This window comes from Actinomadura sp. NBRC 104425, assembly GCF_030269545.1.
In the GTDB taxonomy this organism is placed as follows: domain Bacteria; phylum Actinomycetota; class Actinomycetes; order Streptosporangiales; family Streptosporangiaceae; genus Spirillospora; species Spirillospora keratinilytica.
This window is the reverse complement of record NZ_BSTN01000008.1, coordinates 86,649-102,189: the sequence shown is the minus strand read 5'-3', so window position 1 is coordinate 102,189 and position 15,541 is coordinate 86,649. Positions and strand designations below refer to the sequence as shown.

The 15,541-nt window shown below is 76.0% G+C and carries 14 protein-coding genes; 7 read left to right on the top strand and 7 right to left on the bottom strand.

What is annotated here, in order from left to right:
- Positions 1-4 precede the first annotated feature (4 nt).
- From QSK22_RS14900 to QSK22_RS14875, 6 genes are read right to left on the bottom strand one after another with little or no spacing between them, the layout of a single operon-like run.
- Entirely contained in the window at positions 5-607 is a 603-nt protein-coding gene (locus tag QSK22_RS14900; RefSeq protein WP_285494744.1) for a D-sedoheptulose-7-phosphate isomerase, read from the bottom strand.
- A complete protein-coding gene (locus QSK22_RS14895; protein ID WP_285494743.1) occupies positions 604-1,839 on the bottom strand; it encodes a glycosyltransferase in 1,236 nt (411 codons plus the stop codon). Before QSK22_RS14895 ends, QSK22_RS14900 begins: the two co-directional genes overlap by 4 nt.
- Positions 1,836-2,831 carry a glycosyltransferase gene (locus QSK22_RS14890; protein ID WP_285494742.1) on the bottom strand — a complete coding sequence of 332 codons (996 nt, stop codon included), beginning with the start codon at positions 2,829-2,831 and terminating at the stop codon, positions 1,836-1,838. Before QSK22_RS14890 ends, QSK22_RS14895 begins: the two co-directional genes overlap by 4 nt.
- Positions 2,831-3,853: a glycosyltransferase family 9 protein gene (locus QSK22_RS14885; RefSeq protein ID WP_285494741.1), complete on the bottom strand. Its 1,023-nt coding sequence runs from the start codon at positions 3,851-3,853 to the stop codon at positions 2,831-2,833. The genes QSK22_RS14890 and QSK22_RS14885 overlap by 1 nt, the downstream gene beginning before the upstream one ends.
- Positions 3,850-5,370, bottom strand: coding sequence for an HAD-IIIA family hydrolase (locus QSK22_RS14880; protein ID WP_285494740.1), 1,521 nt, complete (start codon positions 5,368-5,370; stop codon positions 3,850-3,852). The genes QSK22_RS14885 and QSK22_RS14880 overlap by 4 nt, the downstream gene beginning before the upstream one ends.
- Positions 5,367-7,007 carry a carbamoyltransferase family protein gene (locus QSK22_RS14875; RefSeq protein WP_285494739.1) on the bottom strand — a complete coding sequence of 547 codons (1,641 nt, stop codon included), beginning with the start codon at positions 7,005-7,007 and terminating at the stop codon, positions 5,367-5,369. The genes QSK22_RS14880 and QSK22_RS14875 overlap by 4 nt, the downstream gene beginning before the upstream one ends.
- Before the next feature lie 301 nt (positions 7,008-7,308).
- On the opposite strand from QSK22_RS14875, the gene QSK22_RS14870 reads away from it, so the two are divergent.
- The 4 genes from QSK22_RS14870 (at position 7,309) to QSK22_RS14855 (ending at position 11,083) form a co-directional block, all read left to right on the top strand.
- Positions 7,309-8,196, top strand: a complete 888-nt coding sequence (locus tag QSK22_RS14870; RefSeq protein WP_285494738.1) for a glycosyltransferase family 2 protein — start codon at positions 7,309-7,311, stop codon at positions 8,194-8,196.
- 36 nt (positions 8,197-8,232) lie between these two features.
- On the top strand, positions 8,233-9,081 hold the full coding sequence (locus QSK22_RS14865) for a glycosyltransferase family 2 protein (RefSeq protein ID WP_285494737.1): 849 nt from the start codon (positions 8,233-8,235) through the stop codon (positions 9,079-9,081).
- A gap of 86 nt (positions 9,082-9,167) precedes the next feature.
- On the top strand, positions 9,168-9,731 hold the full coding sequence (locus tag QSK22_RS14860; protein WP_285494736.1) for a hemerythrin domain-containing protein: 564 nt from the start codon (positions 9,168-9,170) through the stop codon (positions 9,729-9,731).
- Positions 9,732-9,886: 155 nt separating this feature from the next.
- Positions 9,887-11,083: a zinc-dependent alcohol dehydrogenase gene (locus QSK22_RS14855; RefSeq protein ID WP_285494735.1), complete on the top strand. Its 1,197-nt coding sequence runs from the start codon at positions 9,887-9,889 to the stop codon at positions 11,081-11,083.
- A 63-nt stretch (positions 11,084-11,146) separates the two neighbouring features.
- Here the strand turns inward: QSK22_RS14855 and QSK22_RS14850 are convergent, their stop codons facing one another.
- Entirely contained in the window at positions 11,147-12,508 is a 1,362-nt protein-coding gene (locus QSK22_RS14850; protein ID WP_285494734.1) for an MFS transporter, read from the bottom strand.
- 190 nt (positions 12,509-12,698) lie between these two features.
- On the opposite strand from QSK22_RS14850, the gene QSK22_RS14845 reads away from it, so the two are divergent.
- The 3 genes from QSK22_RS14845 to QSK22_RS14835 all read left to right on the top strand — a co-directional run bounded on the left by QSK22_RS14845 (position 12,699) and on the right by QSK22_RS14835 (position 15,539).
- A complete protein-coding gene (locus QSK22_RS14845) occupies positions 12,699-13,607 on the top strand; it encodes a helix-turn-helix transcriptional regulator (RefSeq protein WP_285494733.1) in 909 nt (302 codons plus the stop codon).
- 67 nt (positions 13,608-13,674) lie between these two features.
- Positions 13,675-14,640 (top strand): thiamine pyrophosphate-binding protein, encoded by a 966-nt coding sequence (locus QSK22_RS14840; protein ID WP_285494732.1) that lies wholly within the window; start codon positions 13,675-13,677, stop codon positions 14,638-14,640.
- A complete protein-coding gene (locus QSK22_RS14835) occupies positions 14,595-15,539 on the top strand; it encodes a transketolase (protein WP_285494731.1) in 945 nt (314 codons plus the stop codon). The genes QSK22_RS14840 and QSK22_RS14835 overlap by 46 nt, the downstream gene beginning before the upstream one ends.
- Positions 15,540-15,541: the final 2 nt, after the last annotated feature.

Sequence of the window (15,541 nt, the reverse complement as noted above, 5' to 3'; positions counted from 1 at the left end):
GCGGTCATCCGCGGACCCCCAGGGTCTCGTCGACCACCCCGCACAGCAGGTGGATCGCGGCCAGGTGGATCTCCTGGACGGTGGCCGCGGACACCGCGTCGACGGTGATGGCGTCGTCGCACGCGGCGGCCAGCGGGTTGGGGCCCGGACCGGTGATCGCCCACGCGGTCACCCCCAGCCGCCGCGCCTGCTCGGCGGCGGCGACCACGTTGCCGCTGCGGCCGCTGGTGGACAGGCAGATCAGCACGTCGCCGCGGCGGCCGTGCGCCCGCACCTGGCGGGCGAACACGGTCTCGGCGCCGTAGTCGTTGCCGATGGCGGTCACCGCCGAGGTGTCGCCGTGCAGCGGGATCGCCGCGAACGGGCGCCGGTCGCGCTCGAACCTGCCGACCAGCTCGGCGGTCAGGTGCTGCGCCTCGGCGGCGCTGCCGCCGTTGCCGCAGGCCAGCAGGCGTCCGCCGGAGTCCAGCACCCGGGCCAGGCGGCGCCCCCACGCGGCGATGACGGGGGTCTGGCTGCGGAACCGCAGCGCCGCGTCGGCCAGCGCCTCGAGCTGGAGCTCCTGCCGCCTGGCCTGCCGGGACGCGGTGCGCGCGGGGACGCTCATGCCGGCACCTCGCTGCGTGCCATGGCCCGCCGGTAGACGGTGAGCGTCTCGTGTGCGATGCGGTCCCAGGAGTAGCGGGAGCGGGCGCGGTCCCCGGCGGCGAAGCCCATGGCCGCGCGGCGGGTGGGGTCGGCGAGCAGGGCGCGGATGACGCGGGCGGTCTGCTCGGGCTTGCGCGGTGCCACGTGCACCCCGGTGACACCGTCGATGACGGTGTCCAGGTGACCGCCGACGGCGGTGGCGACGACCGGCACGCCGCAGGCCATCGCCTCCAGGGGCACCATGCCGAACGGCTCGTACCAGGGCAGGGTCACCACCAGGTCCGCCGACCGCAGCAGCCGGGACGCCTGCGCCCGGCCGACGCGGCCGAGGAAGCGGACCCGGTCGGCGACGCCGCAGTCCTCGGCGACGGCGCGCAGCCTGCGCACCTCCGGGTCGCCGTCCAGCTCGGCGCGGCGCGGCCCGCCCGCCACCACCAGCTCGGCGCCCGGCACCCGCGCCAGCGACCGGATGGCGGTGTCCACGCCCTTGCGCTCGACCAGCCGCGACAGCGTCACCAGCCGCGGCCGCGCCCCGCGGGAGGCGCGCGGCCCGTCGGGGCGGAACACGGTCAGGTCCACCCCGCACGGCACGACGGTGATCCGGTCGCGCGGCACGCCCAGGCGCACCAGCTCCTCGGTCTCGTCGGCGCAGGTGGCGATGACGGCGTCGGCGGTGCGCCCGAGCGCGCGCTCCAGCTGCACGCGGCCGGGCGGGCTGGTGTCCTTCTCGCGCTGGTGGCGCCGCTTGACGCTGCCCAGCGCGTGGTAGGTCTGCACCATCGGGATGCGGCGCCGCCCGAGGTTCCCGGCCGCCTGCGCGGTGGCCAGGCCGCTCATCCAAAAGTGCGCGTGCGCCACGTCCGGCGGGTCGCCGGCCCAGCGGCGCTCCAGGTGGCGGCCGAAGTCCGGCATCAGCGGCAGCAGCTCGTCCTTGGGGATCGGCTCGGCCGGGCCGGCGGGCACGTGCTCGACGGTCACGCCGGGTGCCAGGCGCACCCGCGCCGGCAGCCGCGGGTCGTCGCGGCGGGTGTAGACGGTGACGTGGTGCCCCAGCGCGCCCAGGCGGGAGGCCAGGTCGGCGACGAACACGTTCTGCCCCCCGGCGTCGGCGGTGCCCAGGCCGCGGACCGCGGACCCGGCGGCGCGGGCGGCCAACGGGCTGGCGTGTTCGGACACCATGGCGATCTTCACGGGGTCACCTCCTGGAGCAGCCGTTGCCAGTCGCGCAGGAAGCGCGGCAGGCCGTAGCGGTCGGCGGCCGCCGCGCGGGCGTGCTTGCCGGCCTGCCGGGCTTTGGCCGGGTCGCCGGCCAGGTCCCGGGCCGCGGCGGCGAGGGCGTCGACGCGGGTCGACAGCACGCCCGCCTCCGGCGGCACCGCCTCGACGGCCTCGGTGGTGGCGAGGGCCACCACGGGCATGCCGAGCATCATGGCCTCGATCAGCGCGAGGCCCAGCGAGGTCCACCGGTAGGGGTGGACGTAGACGCGGCGCCGCGCCAGCTCGCGGTGCAGCGCCCGCTGCGGCAGGTCCTCGAACGTCCACAGCGACTCGGGCGCGATGCCGAGCCGCCGGGGCACGTCGGCGACGTTCATGCCGAACAGGTCCAGCGGGACGGCCTCGGCCAGCCGCGGGAGCAGGTCGGTCCCCGCGACGCGTCCCCGGCGCAGCGGGTCGTTGACGACGACGGCGGCGCGCGGCAGGTCGCCCCGGTAGCGGTAGCCCGGGTCGACGACGCCGTGCTCGATGACGGTGGTGGGCGCCCTGCCGCAGTCCCAGAACAGCTCGTTGAAGTGCGTGACGTGGACGACGGGGATGTCGGACCGGTCGTGCAGGAAGTGCCGGCTGTTGGGCACCACCTCTTCGGGAAGGCCCGCGTCCGCCGGGGTGCGGCGCGGGGTGTCGTGTTCGACGTACACGGCGGGCACGTCGCGTCCGGGGCGGCGCCCCAGCCACTCCTCGGCGAGCCGCAGCTCGTGCGGCCGCTGCAGGACGACCACGTCGACGTGCTCGCCGCGCAGCCGGTCGTAGGGGATCTCGACGGCGCGGTCCGGCCAGGCGAAGGTCTCGGGCCGTCCCCTGCCATCGGGGCCGCGGTCGGGGGTGACGGGCACGAGCGTGGTGTACGGACCGTGCACGAACGACGTCGCCCACGAGCCGTGCACGTGCCACAGGAGGACTCTCATCAGGCGGCCACCCCCATCAGGTGCTCGACGGCCGCGACGACGTGCCGGCCGGTGACGGAGGACAGGCAGGGGTGCCCGGGGACGGGGCAGACCCGCGCGCGGGTGCCCTTGCAGGGGGCGTCCTGGTCGCCCAGCAGCACGGTCGGCACACCGTAGGGCGCCCACCGCGCGGCGGGCACGGTCGGCGCGAACAGCGACACCACGGGGGTGCCGACGGCGGCGGCCAGGTGGGCGGGGCCGGTGTTGCCCGCGACGACGACGCGGGCGCCCGCCAGCACCGCCGCCAGCTCCGCCAGGGAGGTGCGGCCGCCCAGGTCGACGCCGGCGTCGTCGGCCACGCGCGCCGTCAGGTCCTTCTCCTGGCGGTCCCCGGTGACCAGCACGCGGTGCCCGGCGCCGGCCAGCAGCGGGACGGCTTCGGCGCAGCGTTCGGCGGGCCAGGCGCGGGCCGGCACCGAGGTCCCCGGATGCACCACGACATAGCCGCGTTCGCCCGGCGGCGTCCCGGTGAGGGCGGACATGTCGGGCAGCGGTTCGCGCACCCGCAGCCGGGTGTCGGCGGGGGAGGGGAACCCGGCCGCGGCGGCGAGCGCCAGCATCCGCTCGGTCTCGGGGATGTCGCCCCGGCCCGGCTCGTCGGCCCGCAGGCGCAGGTCCAGCAGCGAGCCGGGGTAGTCGGCGCTGATGCCGCCGATCCAGCCGACGCCCGCCATGCGCAGCACCAGCGCCAGCGGCAGCGGCGACTGGTGGAAGGAGGTGAAGATCAGCGCGCGGTCGTAGCCGGCGGCCATCCGCGCCAGCCGGGCGATCTCGGCGGGGTCCACCGGTCCGGGGTCGGGGTCGATCCACGGCGCGCACCACTCCAGCACGCGGTCGACGCCGGGCAGCAGGTCGGCGGCGGCGCGTCCGCGCGGGCCGCACAGCAGCGCCACCTCGTCGGCGCGCGCGGCCACGGCGCGGACGGCGGGCCCGGCGAGCAGCACGTCGCCGAGGTTGTCCATGCGGGCCAGCAGCACCCTCATCGCGGCCGCCCTTCGGCGAGCAGCGCCAGGGCGCGGTCGACGGCGGCGCGCAGGTCCGGCGCCACCTCGGGGGCGGCGGCGACCTCCTCCGGCCGGGTGCGGCCGGTGGGCACCAGCACGCCGCGCGCCCCCGCGGCCTCGGCGGCCCGCATGTCGGCGCCGACGTCGCCGATCACCACGCAGGCGGACGGGGCGACCTCCAGCCGCCGCGCGGCCCGGACGACCAGGCCGGGCCGGGGCTTGCGGCACGGGCAGCGGTCGTCCGGGCCGTGCGGGCAGACCTCCCACACGTCGATGGGCCCGAGCAGTTCGTCGATGCGGTCGTTGACGCGCCGCACGTCCGCGCGCGTGACCAGGCCGCGCGCCACCCCCGACTGGTTGGACACCACGCCGATGCGCACGCCCCGGCGGCGCAGCCGGTCCAGGGCCCGGCGCGCGCCGGGCACCGGTTCGACGCGCGCGGGGTCGCCGTTGTACGGCACGTCGCGCACGAGCGTGTCGTCGCGGTCGAACAGCACCGCGCGGTTGCCGCACCAGGCCCCGGCGCGCGCGTGCGCCAGCAGGCCGCGCAGCCGGTGCCAGGTGGCGGCGGGCGGGATGGCGACGCTGGTGGCGAGCATGCGCGCCACCTCCCCGGGCGTGCGCGGGCCGGGCAGGACGCGGGCCGCGGCGAACTCGGCCGTCAGACCCGCCCAGGCGGCGAAGGCGGGCAACGCGACCCGCCGCGCGCCCGCGGCGTACGCGGCGGCGGCCAGCGCGCCGGAGGCGGTCGCCAGCAGGTGGCGGCGGAACCGCCCCGGCCCCTCGCCCGCGCGGCGCCGCCAGCCGGGGCCGTGCAGGCGCCGCATCAGCACGTCGTCGGCGTTGCCCGCCTGCGCCGCCACCGACGCCCAGAACCCGGCGGGCCGCACCGGGTGCGCCACGGTGCGGGCGCCGCGCACCAGGCGGTGGCCGGCCGCCATGACCCGCAGCGCCAGGTCGGCGTCCTCGCGGTAGGCGCGGCGGAACCGCTCGTCGAACCCGCCGACCTCGGCGAGCACGCGCCGCCGGTACGCCATGTCGGCGGTGATCCAGGACGCGTCGGCCAGTGCGGCGGTGGTGCGCTCCCAGTCGGTGGGGGCGCGCCCTTCCGGGGCGGGCACGGTGACCGTCCCCTGCGAGCCGGCGACCTCCTCGGGCTGGCCTGCGAGGTCGGCGGCGGCCTTGGCGGGCCAGCCGGGGGCGGGCACCACGTCGTCGTCCAGGAACGCCACCCACTCGGTCGCGGCGGCGCGCCATCCGGTGTTGCGGGCGGCGGCGGGGCCGCGGCCGCCCGAGCGCAGCACCGCGACCTCGTCCCCGGCGGCCGGCGGCAGCGGCAGCGGCGCCCCCGGCCGCGCCCGGTCGTCCACGACGAGGATCCGCTCCGGGGCGCACGCCGGGTCGGCGGCCATGCCGTCCAGCAGCGCGTCCAGGACGGTGCGCAGGCCCGCGCGGCCCACGGTGGGGATGACGACGGTGTAGCCCGCCCGCGTCATCGGGCGAACACCTCCCGGCGCCGCACCACGAACGGGCCGATGGCCAGCAGGTCCACGGGCGCGGAGCCGAAGCACTCCAGGGCGTCGCGGGGGTCGTCCACCATCGGGCGCCCCGCGGTGTTGAGGCTGGTGTTGACCAGCACCGGCAGGCCGGTGCGGGCGCGGAACGCCTCCAGCAGGTCGGCCAGCAGCGGCTCGTCGGCGCGCGCCACCGTCTGGACACGCGCGGTGCCGTCGACGTGCACCACGGCCGGGATCCGGTCGCGCCACTGCGGCCTGACCCGGTGCACGAACAGCATGTACGGGCTGGGCAGCGGCCCTTCGAAGATGTCGGCGGCGTCGTCGAGGGCGACCATCGGCGCGATCGGGCGGAACTGCTCGCGGCCCTTGACCGCGTTGAGCCGCTCGACGTTGTCGGCGTAGCCGGGGTGCGCCAGCAGCGACCGGTGGCCCAGCGCGCGCGGGCCGAACTCGCTGCGGCCCTGGAACCAGGCGACGATCTGGTCGCGGGCCAGCGCACCGGCCACCGCGGCGGCCAGGTCGCGGGGGCGTTCGTAGGGGATCCTCGCGGTGTCCAGCCAGGCGGCCAGCTCCCGCTCGTCCCACCGGCGGCCCAGGGCGGCGCCGGGCATCGGCTCGATCCGGTCGCCGGCGCGCCGCGCCACGTGCAGCGCGGCGCCCAGCGCGGTGCCCGCGTCGCCGGCGGCGGGCTGCACCCAGACCTCCTCGTAGGGGCCGGTCTCGGCGAGCCGCGAGTTGGCGACGCAGTTGAGCGCGACGCCGCCGGCGAGCGCCAGCCGCCGCGACCCGGTGCGTGCGTGCAGCCAGGCGGCCAGTTCGCACAGGACCTCCTCCAGGCGGGTCTGCACGCTGGCGGCCAGGGCGGCGTGGTCGTCGGTCCACTCGTCGCCGGGCGCGCGGGGCTTGGCGAACGCCGCCCAGTCGATGCAGCCGACGGTGAAGCCGCCGTCGCCGGTGGCGCGCACGTGCTCGCGCATCTCGTCCAGGAACCGCGGCTCCCCGTAGGAGGCCAGCGCCATCACCTTGTACTCGTCGCTGGAGCGCAGGAAGCCGAGGTGGTGGGTCAGCTCCTCGTACATCAGGCCGAGCGAGTGCGGCAGCCGCTGGGCGTGCAGCGGGCTGAGGTGGCCGCCGCGGTAGGTGCCCGCCAGGTGGGAGTGGATCTCGCCGCGCCCGTCCAGCACCAGCACGTCGCCCTCGCCGGGGTCGGGCATGGCGAGCGCGGCGGACGCCGCGTGCGCCACGTGGTGCGGCACGAACCGCACGATGCCGGGGTCCAGCCCGGGCAGCACGGCGGCCAGGAAGAACGGGGCGCGCTGGGCGTACAGGGTGCGCAGGTGCTCCCACTGGTCGTCGTGCCCCCGCATCCCCGGCTCGACGAGGCGGGGTTCGTAGGAGTAGGCGACCGCGTCCAGGTCGCCCGGCTCCAGGCCCGCCTCCCGCAGGCACCAGCGCGCGGCCTGCTCCGGCGGTTCCCAGGCCGAGAACGGGACGGGGCGTTTGCCGTGCTTGCGGCGGGTGAAGCGCTCCTCCTCGGCGGCGGCGACGACCCTGCCGTCGACCACCAGCGCGGCCGACGGATCGTGGAATATCGCGTTGACACCGAGAACGCGCATGCGGGACCTCCGAAAAGGGCGTGGCGCCCGGCCCGGCGGAGGATGCCTGCGGCGGAGACATCGATCCGCAGCGGTATGTCGTGAACCGCCCTGCTTGTAGTGGTTTGTATGAGACGCGCCCAAATCACCAATAGGTGATTCGACGTAACCGGAGCGGCGCCCCTCAAACGACGGCGTACGAACGTTTACGGTGACCTAGGCGCCTTTTGAGTGTTATGACCGGTAAATTCTGCAAGTTGTCGGATGTGTGGATTGTCAGCTATGTACGCATGAGCGGCGCCGATTCGGGTACGCGCCGCGCATGCGCTGCACCGTCGTCGTGATCACCCGCGACCGGCGCGAATCGCTGCTGCACACCCTCGGCCGCCTGGCCGGGCTGCCGGAGCGGCCGCCGGTCATCGTCGTCGACAACGCCTCCCGGGACGGCACCGCCGAGGCCGTCGCCCTGCTGTTCCCGGAGATGACCCTGCTGCGCAGCCGCGACAACCTCGGCGCGGTGGCCCGCAACCTGGCCGTCGACCACGTGCGCACCCCGTACACGGCGTTCTGCGACGACGACACCTGGTGGGAGCCGGGCGCCCTGACCCGCGCCGCCGCGCTGCTGGACGCCCACCCGCGCATCGCCGCCGTCACCGGCCGCATCCTGGTCGAACCCGGCGGCCGCGAAGACCCCATCGTGGCCGAGCTGCGCGAGTCGCCCCTGCCGCGCCCGCCCGGGCTGCCCGGGCCCGCGCTCGGCTCGTTCCTGGCCGGCGCGTCGGTGCTGCGCACCGGGGCGTTCCGCGAGGCCGGCGGCTTCTCGCCCCGCCTGTGGTTCGGCGGCGAGGAGGAGCTGCTCGCCGCCGACCTGATGACCCGCGGCTGGCACCTGTGCTACGCCGACGACGTGGTCGTCCACCACGCCCCGTCGCCGCTGCGCGAACCGCACCTGCGCCGCCGCCGCGGCATCCGCAACACGCTCTGGTACACCTGGCTGCGCCGCCCGCCCCGCAGCGCGCTGCGCCGCACCCGGGCGCTGCTGGGCACGCTGCCGCGCGACCGCGTCACCGCGCTGGCGCTGGCGGAGGCCGCCGCCGGGCTGCCCTGGGTGCTGCGCGAACGCCGCCCGGTGCCGCCGGGAGTGGAGGCGCGCCTGCGCGCGCTCGACGAGCCCCAGCGGCGGTCGAAGGCCCGCCGGTACGTGAGCTGACGGGCCGGTACGCGATCCGGCGGAGGAGGGAAGCCGATGCCCGACGCGGCGGACGTGACGGCGGACGTGACGATCGTGGTCGCCACCCGCGACCGCGCCCCCGAACTGCGCCGCAGCCTCGCCCGCCGCACCGCGCCGGCGATCGTGGTCGACAACGCCTCGTCCGACGACACGCCGCAGGTGGCGCGGGAGGCCGGGGCGCGCCTGATCCGGCTGCCGCGCAACCTCGGCGCGGCCGCCCGCAACGCCGGCGTCCGCGCGGCGGCCACCCGGTACGTCGCGTTCGCCGACGACGACTCCTGGTGGGCGCCCGGGTCGCTGGAGCGCGCGGCGGCCGTCCTGGACGCCCACCCGCGCACGGCGCTGCTGGCCGCCCGCGTCCTGGTGGGGGAGGAGGGCCGCCTCGAACCGGTGTCGCAGGCCATGGCCCGCGCCCCGCTCGGACGCCCCGCAGACCTGCCCGGCCCGGCCATCCTGGGCTTCCTGGCCTGCTCGGTCGTCGTGCGCCGCGACGCGTTCCTGGACGCCGGCGGCTTCTGCGAGGTGCTGCACTTCGCCGGCGAGGAGGAGCTGCTCGCGCTCGACCTGGCCGCGGCCGGCTGGGGCATGGCCTACCTGCCCGAACTGGTCGTCCACCACCATCCGTCGCCGCACGGGCGCGACCCCGCGGCCCGGCGCCGCCGCGAGATCCGCAACCGAGTGCTGACCGCCTGGCTGCGCCGCCCCCTGCCCGTGCTGCTGCGCACCGTCGCCGGCGCGCTGGCCAGCGACCACGGCCGACGCGGCGTCGCCGACGCCGTCCGCACCCTGCCCGCGGTGGCGCGCGACCGCCGCCCCCTGCCGCGCCGGGTCGAGGCCGCCCGCGCCCGCCTGGAGAACTACTAGCGCCGGAGCCGCCCGCCCCCTCGTTTGAAGGCGGCGCGCCGGGTAGGGGGGTGGGATCCACAGGACCGGCGGAAGGAGAAAACCCCATGACCACGCAGGCCGCGGACATGATCAGCATCCTGACCCACGACCACCAAGAGGTGGCGGAGCTGTTCGAGCAGCTGGAGGCCGCCCGCCCGGACGACGGCAAGACCCGGCGGCGGCTGACCGACCAGGTGATCATCGAGCTGGTGCGGCACTCGGTCGCCGAGGAGATGTACCTGTACCCGGCGGCCCGGCGGCACCTGCCGGGCGGCGACAAGATCGCCGACAAGGAGCTCGCCGACCACGACAAGGTCGAGCGGATCATGAAGGACCTGGAGCAGACCGACGCGGCGGGCCGCGAGTTCTCCGACCTGCTCGCCGGCCTGATGACCGAGGTCCGGCTGCACGTGCACGACGAGGAGGAGAACCTGTTCCCGCAGCTGGCCCGCCAGTGCGACCACGCCGAGCTGGCCGAGCTGGGCGAGAAGATCCAGAAGGCCAAGGAGAAGGCCCCCACCCGGCCGCACCCGTCCACGCCCGACTCGCCCACGCTGCTGAAGATCCTTGCGCCCGGCGCCGGTCTGGTGGACCGGGCGCGCGACCACCTCTCCGGCCGCGGCAAGTGAGCCGTGCGCCGGCGGCGCGAGCCGACCGACCGGCGGCGGCGCGGGACGCACCGGGTCCTTGCGCCCCGCGCCGCCGCCGCGCCCGCCCCGCCCGCGTTTCGCGCCGGTGGGCGGGGTAGGGCCCGACCAGGACGACGGCGCGGGGGAGGTACCGCATGAAGGCGCTCACCTGGCACGGCCGCCGCGATGTGCGCGTGGACTCCGTGCCCGACCCGGCGATCAAGGAGCCGACCGACGCGGTGGTGCGGCTGACCAGCACCGCGATCTGCGGTTCCGACCTGCACCTGTACGAGGTGCTCGGCCCGTTCATGACCGAGGGCGACATCATGGGCCACGAGCCGCTCGGCATCGTGGAGGAGGTCGGCGCCGAGGTCGACCACATCCGGCCCGGCGACCGGGTGGTGATCCCGTTCAACATCGCCTGCGGGCGCTGCGCGATGTGCGGCATGCAGCTGTACGCCCAGTGCGAGACCACGCAGGTGCGCGAGTACGGCACCGGCGCCGCGCTGTACGGCTACAGCAAGCTCTACGGGCACGTCCCGGGCGCGCAGGCCGAGTACCTGCGGGTGCCGCAGGCCCAGTTCGGCCCGGTCAAGGTGCCCGAGGGGCCGCCGGACGAGCGGTTCCTGTACCTGTCGGACGTGCTGCCCACCGCCTGGCAGGCCGTTCAGTACGCCGACATCCCCGAGGGCGGCAGCGTCACCGTGCTGGGCCTCGGCCCGATCGGGCAGATGTGCGCGCGCATCGCCCGCCACTTGGGCCGCCGCGCCATCGGCGTGGACCTGGTGCCCGAACGCCTGGACATGGCACGCCGGCACGGCGTGGAGGTCGTCGACGCCGGGCCGCCGCACACCGCGCACGACGTGGTGGAGATGGTCCGGGACAAGACCCACGGCCGCGGCACCGACTCGGTGATCGACGCGGTCGGCATGGAGGCGCACGGCTCGCCGGTCGCCAAGATGGCCCACACCCTCACCGGGTGGATGCCGGACCGGGCCGCCGCGCCGCTGATGAGCCGTATGGGCGTGGACCGGCTGGCGGCGCTGCACGAGGCCATCGAGATCGTCCGGCGTGGCGGCACCATCTCCGTCATCGGCGTGTACGGCGGCATGGCCGACCCGTTGCCCATGCTGCAGCTGTTCGACAAGGGCGTGACGCTCCGGATGGGCCAGGCCCACGTCAAGCGGTGGATCGACGACCTGATGCCGCTGGTCGCCGACGACGCCGACCCGCTCGGCGTGATGGACCTGGCCACCCACCACCTGCCGCTGGAGCAGGGCCCCCAGGGGTACGAGATCTTCCAGAAGAAGCAGGACGGGGCCATCAAGGTCGTCCTTCACCCGACCTCGTGACCCCGTGCCCCCGTTGGCCTCGTGATCCGTTGGCCTCGTGACCCCGTCGCCCGCGGTGACCGCTCAGGCGGCGGCGCGGACCGGGGCGGGGCGGCGGCGCAGCAGCGCCAGCGCCGAGCCCGCCGCGAGCAGCCCCACCACGGCCAGCGCCCACCCGGTGCCGTACTCGGCCTGCCGGGTGGACTGGTCGTGCTCGGCCAGCGTCAGGAACAGCGTGCCGACCGTCGCGACGCCGACGACCTGGCCGAGCTGCATGACCGTCAGCAGCAGGCCGCTGCCGTCGGCGGCGTCCTGGGGCGGCACCCCCGCCAGTGCCGCCGTCATCACGATCGGTATCACTCCGAGGCCGAGCCCGATGACCGCGGTCAGCGCCTCGTACGGAGCGCCGCCGCCCGCCAGCGGCCCCACGAACAGGTAGCCGACCCCGGCGACGGCGAACCCGATGGGCATCAGCGGCCGGTGCCAGCGGGCGGGCGTCCGCTGCCACGTCAGCCCGACCAGCGTGAACGCGGCCGCGCACGGAACGAACGCCAGCCCCGACTCCTGCGGGCTGAGCGCCAGGTCGCCCTGCAGGTGCAGGGTCGTGGTGAACAGGAACGCGCCCCAGGAGCCGGGCCCCAGCGCGTTGGTCAGCATGGCCGGGGTCAGCCCGGGCGCCCGCAGGATCCGCCCGGAGACCAGCGGGCGCCCGCCGCGCCGCACCACCCGCCGCTCCACGCCGACGAACGCGGCGAACAGCACCGCGCTGGCGGCCAGCGCGAACCACCCCCACAGCGGCCAGCCCAGCTCGTGCCCGAGGATGAGCGGGACGACGAACAGCAGCACCGCCGGGGTCAGCACCGCCAGGCCCGCCGGGTCCAGGCCGCCGCCGCGCCGCTCGCCGTCGGCGGGCAGCACGCGCGGCCCCGCGACCAGCACCGCCACGCCGATCGGCACGTTCACCAGGAACACCGAGCGCCAGTCCGAGCCGAACAGGTCGGCGCTGACCAGCAGTCCGCCCGCGACCTGGCCGACCACCACCCCGACGGCGATCACCGCCGAGTACAGGCTCAGGGCGCGGGCCCGAGCGGCGCCGGTGAAGCCCCGCTGGATCATGCTCATCACCTGCGGGGTGACCAGCGCCGCGCTCGCGCCCTGGGCGAACCGGAACGCCACCAGCCAGCCGGTCGACGGCGCCAGCCCGCACGCCAGCGACGTGGCCGAGAACGCCGCCAGGCCCAGCAGGAACATGCGGCGGGGCCCGGCCAGGTCGCCCAGCCGGGCCCCGGTGATCAGCATGACCGCGTAGGCGATGACGTATCCGGCCACCACCAGCTGCAGGCCCGAGCCGGAGGCGCCGAGGTCGGCGCGCACGGTCGGCAGCGCCACATTGACGATATTGGTGTCGAGGACGGACATGAACTGCCCGAGCAGCAGCAGCGCCAACGCCGCCCCTCCGCCGCCCCGCCCGGTCTTTCGCGTCCCCGCACCGGGAACAACCCGTGACACATCGGTTGTCTGTTTCATGAGCACCAGCGTGTGGGCGCGGCGGTACCCGTAACGAGAGCCGCCTGATACTGGTACTGCCAGCACCTGGCACACGGGAGGGACGGCGGGCAGTCTGGGGAACGTGACGATGACGCAGACCAGAGCGTCCGCGGCCGGGGAAAGGCGCGCCCCCGGCCGAGGCGCGCGACGCACCGATCTCGCCGCGTTCCTGCGCTCCCGCCGCGAGCGCATCTCACCCGAGGACGTCGGCATGCCCCCGGGGCCGCGCCGCCGCACCCCGGGGCTGCGCCGCGAGGAGGTCGCCCAGCTCGCAGGCGTCGGCGTCACCTGGTACACGTGGCTGGAGCAGGGCCGCCCCATCAACGCCAGCCCCCAGGTGCTGGACGCGGTGGCGCGCACGCTGCGGCTCGACCCGGCCGAACGCGAGCACCTGTACGCCCTGGCGGGGGTGACGCGCCGTCCGGTCCCCGTCGACCCGGCCGAGGGGCTGCCCGACGACGTCCCGGTGATCCTGGACCGCCTGGACCCGATGCCCGCCGCCGTGGTGTCGGAGCGGTCGGACGTCATCGCCTGGAACTCCGCCTACGCGGCGGTCATCTGGTGCCTGCCCCGGGTCCCGCCGTGCGAGCGCAACACCATGTGGCTGTCGTTCACCTGGCCGCCGTGCTGCAACCCGATCGTCAACTTCGACGAGCAGGCGCACGAGGCCGTTGCGATCTTCCGCTACCGCTACAGCCGGCACATGGGCGATCCGGGCTGGAAGGACCTCGTCCAGCGGCTGTGCGCGGCCAGCCCCGAGTTCGCCCGGCTGTGGGCCACGCACGACGTGGCCCCGCCGCGTCCGTGCGACAAGGTCTACCGGCACCCGGCGGTCGGCGAGATCGCGCTGCGCTCCACCGGCCTGGACCTGACGGCCGCACCGGGGTACCGCATGATCGTCTATAACCCGGTCGGGCAGCGGGACGCCGACCGCATCGCCCACCTGCTCGCCCACCCCCGCGAGGCCGCCGCCGCGCTCCCCGACCACCGGCACTGAGCCCGCATTCCTCCCCTTTGTCCGGGTACGCAGGGACGGTTCGCACCGGCGGCCCGGAGGGAGAGACATGCGCGAGGACAAGCGCGAGGGCATGGACCTGGAAACGGTGCGCGAGCTGGGGCGGCAGCTGCGGGTGGACGCCGTGCGCGCCGCCGACGCGGCCGGGTCGGGCCACCCCACCTCGTCGATGTCGGCGGCCGATCTGATGGCGGTGCTGCTGGCACGGCACTTGCACTACGACTTCAACGCCCCGTCCAACCCGTGCAACGACCAGCTGATCTTCTCCAAGGGGCACGCGTCGCCGCTGCTGTACGCGATGTTCGTCGCCGCCGATGCGCTGTCGGATGAGGAGCTGCTCGGCTTCCGCAGGCTCGGCGGCAAGCTGGAGGGCCACCCCACGCCCCGGCTGCCGTGGGTGAAGGTGGCCACCGGCTCGCTCGGGCAGGGCCTGCCGTACGGGGTGGGGATGGCGCTGGCGGCCAAGCGGCTCGACCGCGTCCCCACCCGGGTGTGGGTGCTGTGCGGCGACAGCGAGATGGCCGAAGGGGCCATGTGGGAGGCGGCCGAGCACGCCTCCCACGAGGGGTTGGACAACCTGACCGCCGTCATCGACGTCAACCGGCTGGGCCAGCGCGGGCCCACCCGGCACGGCTGGGACACCGGCGCCTACGCCCGGCGGCTGGCGGCGTTCGGCTGGCACACCGTCGAGATCGACGGCCACGACGTCGACGCGATCGACGCCGCCTACCGGGAGGCCGCGCGCACTGCGGGCCGTCCCACCGCCGTCATCGCCCGCACCAAAAAGGGCAGCGGCGTGGCCGCCGTCGAGGACCGCGAAGGCCACCACGGCAAGCCGCTGCCGGACGCCGAGGAGGCCGTCGCCGAACTGGGCGGCCGCGGCCATATCCGCGTCGAGCCGCGCCACCCGCGGTGCGAGCGGTGCGCCCGGCCCCTGGACCACGCGCCGGTCGAGCGCCCCGCTTCGACGTGGGCGACCAGATCGCCACCCGCGACGCCTTCGGGCAGGCGCTGAGCGCCCTGGGCACCGCCCACGGCGACGTCGTGGCGCTGGACGGCGAGGTGAGCGACTCCACCCGGTCGGAGTTCTTCGCCAAGGAGCACCCGGACCGGTTCTTCGAGTGCTACATCGCCGAGCAGCAGATGGTCGCCGCCGCCGTCGGCATGCAGGCGCGCGGCTGGGTCCCGTTCGCCTCCACCTTCGCCGCGTTCCTCACCCGCGCCTACGACTTCGTGCGCATGGCCGCCGTCGGCCGTGCGAACGTCAACCTGGTCGGCTCGCACGCCGGGGTCGCGATCGGGCCGGACGGGCCGTCGCAGATGGGCCTGGAGGACCTGGCGGCGTTCCGCGCCGTGCACGGCAGCACCGTGCTGTACCCGTGCGACGCCAACCAGACCGCCTGGCTGGTCGAGGCGATGGCCGACGCGGCGGCCGACTCCAGGGGCGTGCGCTACCTGCGCACCACGCGCGGCGCCACCCCGGTGATCTACGGGCCGGACGAGCGGTTCCCGATCGGCGGCAGCAGGGTGCTGCGGTCCTCCGCCGCCGACCGCGTCACGATCGTCGCCGCAGGGGTGACGGTGCACGAGGCCCTCGCCGCCGCCGACCGGCTGGCCGCCGACGGCATCGCGGCCCGCGTCATCGACCTGTACTCGGTCAAGCCGGTGGACGCCGCCGCGCTGCGCGAGGCCGCCGAGCGGACCGGATGCCTGATCACGGTCGAGGACCACTGGCCGGAGGGCGGCCTCGGCGACGCGGTCGCCGAGGCGTTCGCCGGCGGCGGCCCCGTACCGCGCCTGGTGCGGCTGGCGGTGCGGAACATGCCCGCCTCCGCCACGCCCGAGGAGCAGCTGCGGGTCGCCGGGATCGACGCCGACGCGATCGCCGCCGCCGCCCGCGACCTGGCGGCCTGAGC

Bases quoted from the DNA above. Each gene is read 5' to 3' on its own strand.
- QSK22_RS14855 (WP_285494735.1), top strand. From the start codon at position 9,887: ATGAAGGCGCTCACCTGGCACGGCCGCCGCGATGTGCGCGTGGACTCC.
- QSK22_RS14845 (WP_285494733.1), top strand. From the start codon at position 12,699: ATGACGCAGACCAGAGCGTCCGCGGCCGGGGAAAGGCGCGCCCCCGGC.
- QSK22_RS14890 (WP_285494742.1), bottom strand. From the start codon at position 2,831: ATGAGAGTCCTCCTGTGGCACGTGCACGGCTCGTGGGCGACGTCGTTC.
- QSK22_RS14880 (WP_285494740.1), bottom strand. From the start codon at position 5,370: ATGACGCGGGCGGGCTACACCGTCGTCATCCCCACCGTGGGCCGCGCG.
- QSK22_RS14875 (WP_285494739.1), bottom strand. From the start codon at position 7,007: ATGCGCGTTCTCGGTGTCAACGCGATATTCCACGATCCGTCGGCCGCG.
- QSK22_RS14900 (WP_285494744.1), bottom strand. From the start codon at position 607: ATGAGCGTCCCCGCGCGCACCGCGTCCCGGCAGGCCAGGCGGCAGGAG.
- QSK22_RS14865 (WP_285494737.1), top strand. From the start codon at position 8,233: ATGCCCGACGCGGCGGACGTGACGGCGGACGTGACGATCGTGGTCGCC.
- QSK22_RS14840 (WP_285494732.1), top strand. From the start codon at position 13,675: ATGCGCGAGGACAAGCGCGAGGGCATGGACCTGGAAACGGTGCGCGAG.
- QSK22_RS14885 (WP_285494741.1), bottom strand. From the start codon at position 3,853: ATGAGGGTGCTGCTGGCCCGCATGGACAACCTCGGCGACGTGCTGCTC.
- QSK22_RS14860 (WP_285494736.1), top strand. From the start codon at position 9,168: ATGACCACGCAGGCCGCGGACATGATCAGCATCCTGACCCACGACCAC.
- QSK22_RS14870 (WP_285494738.1), top strand. From the start codon at position 7,309: ATGCGCTGCACCGTCGTCGTGATCACCCGCGACCGGCGCGAATCGCTG.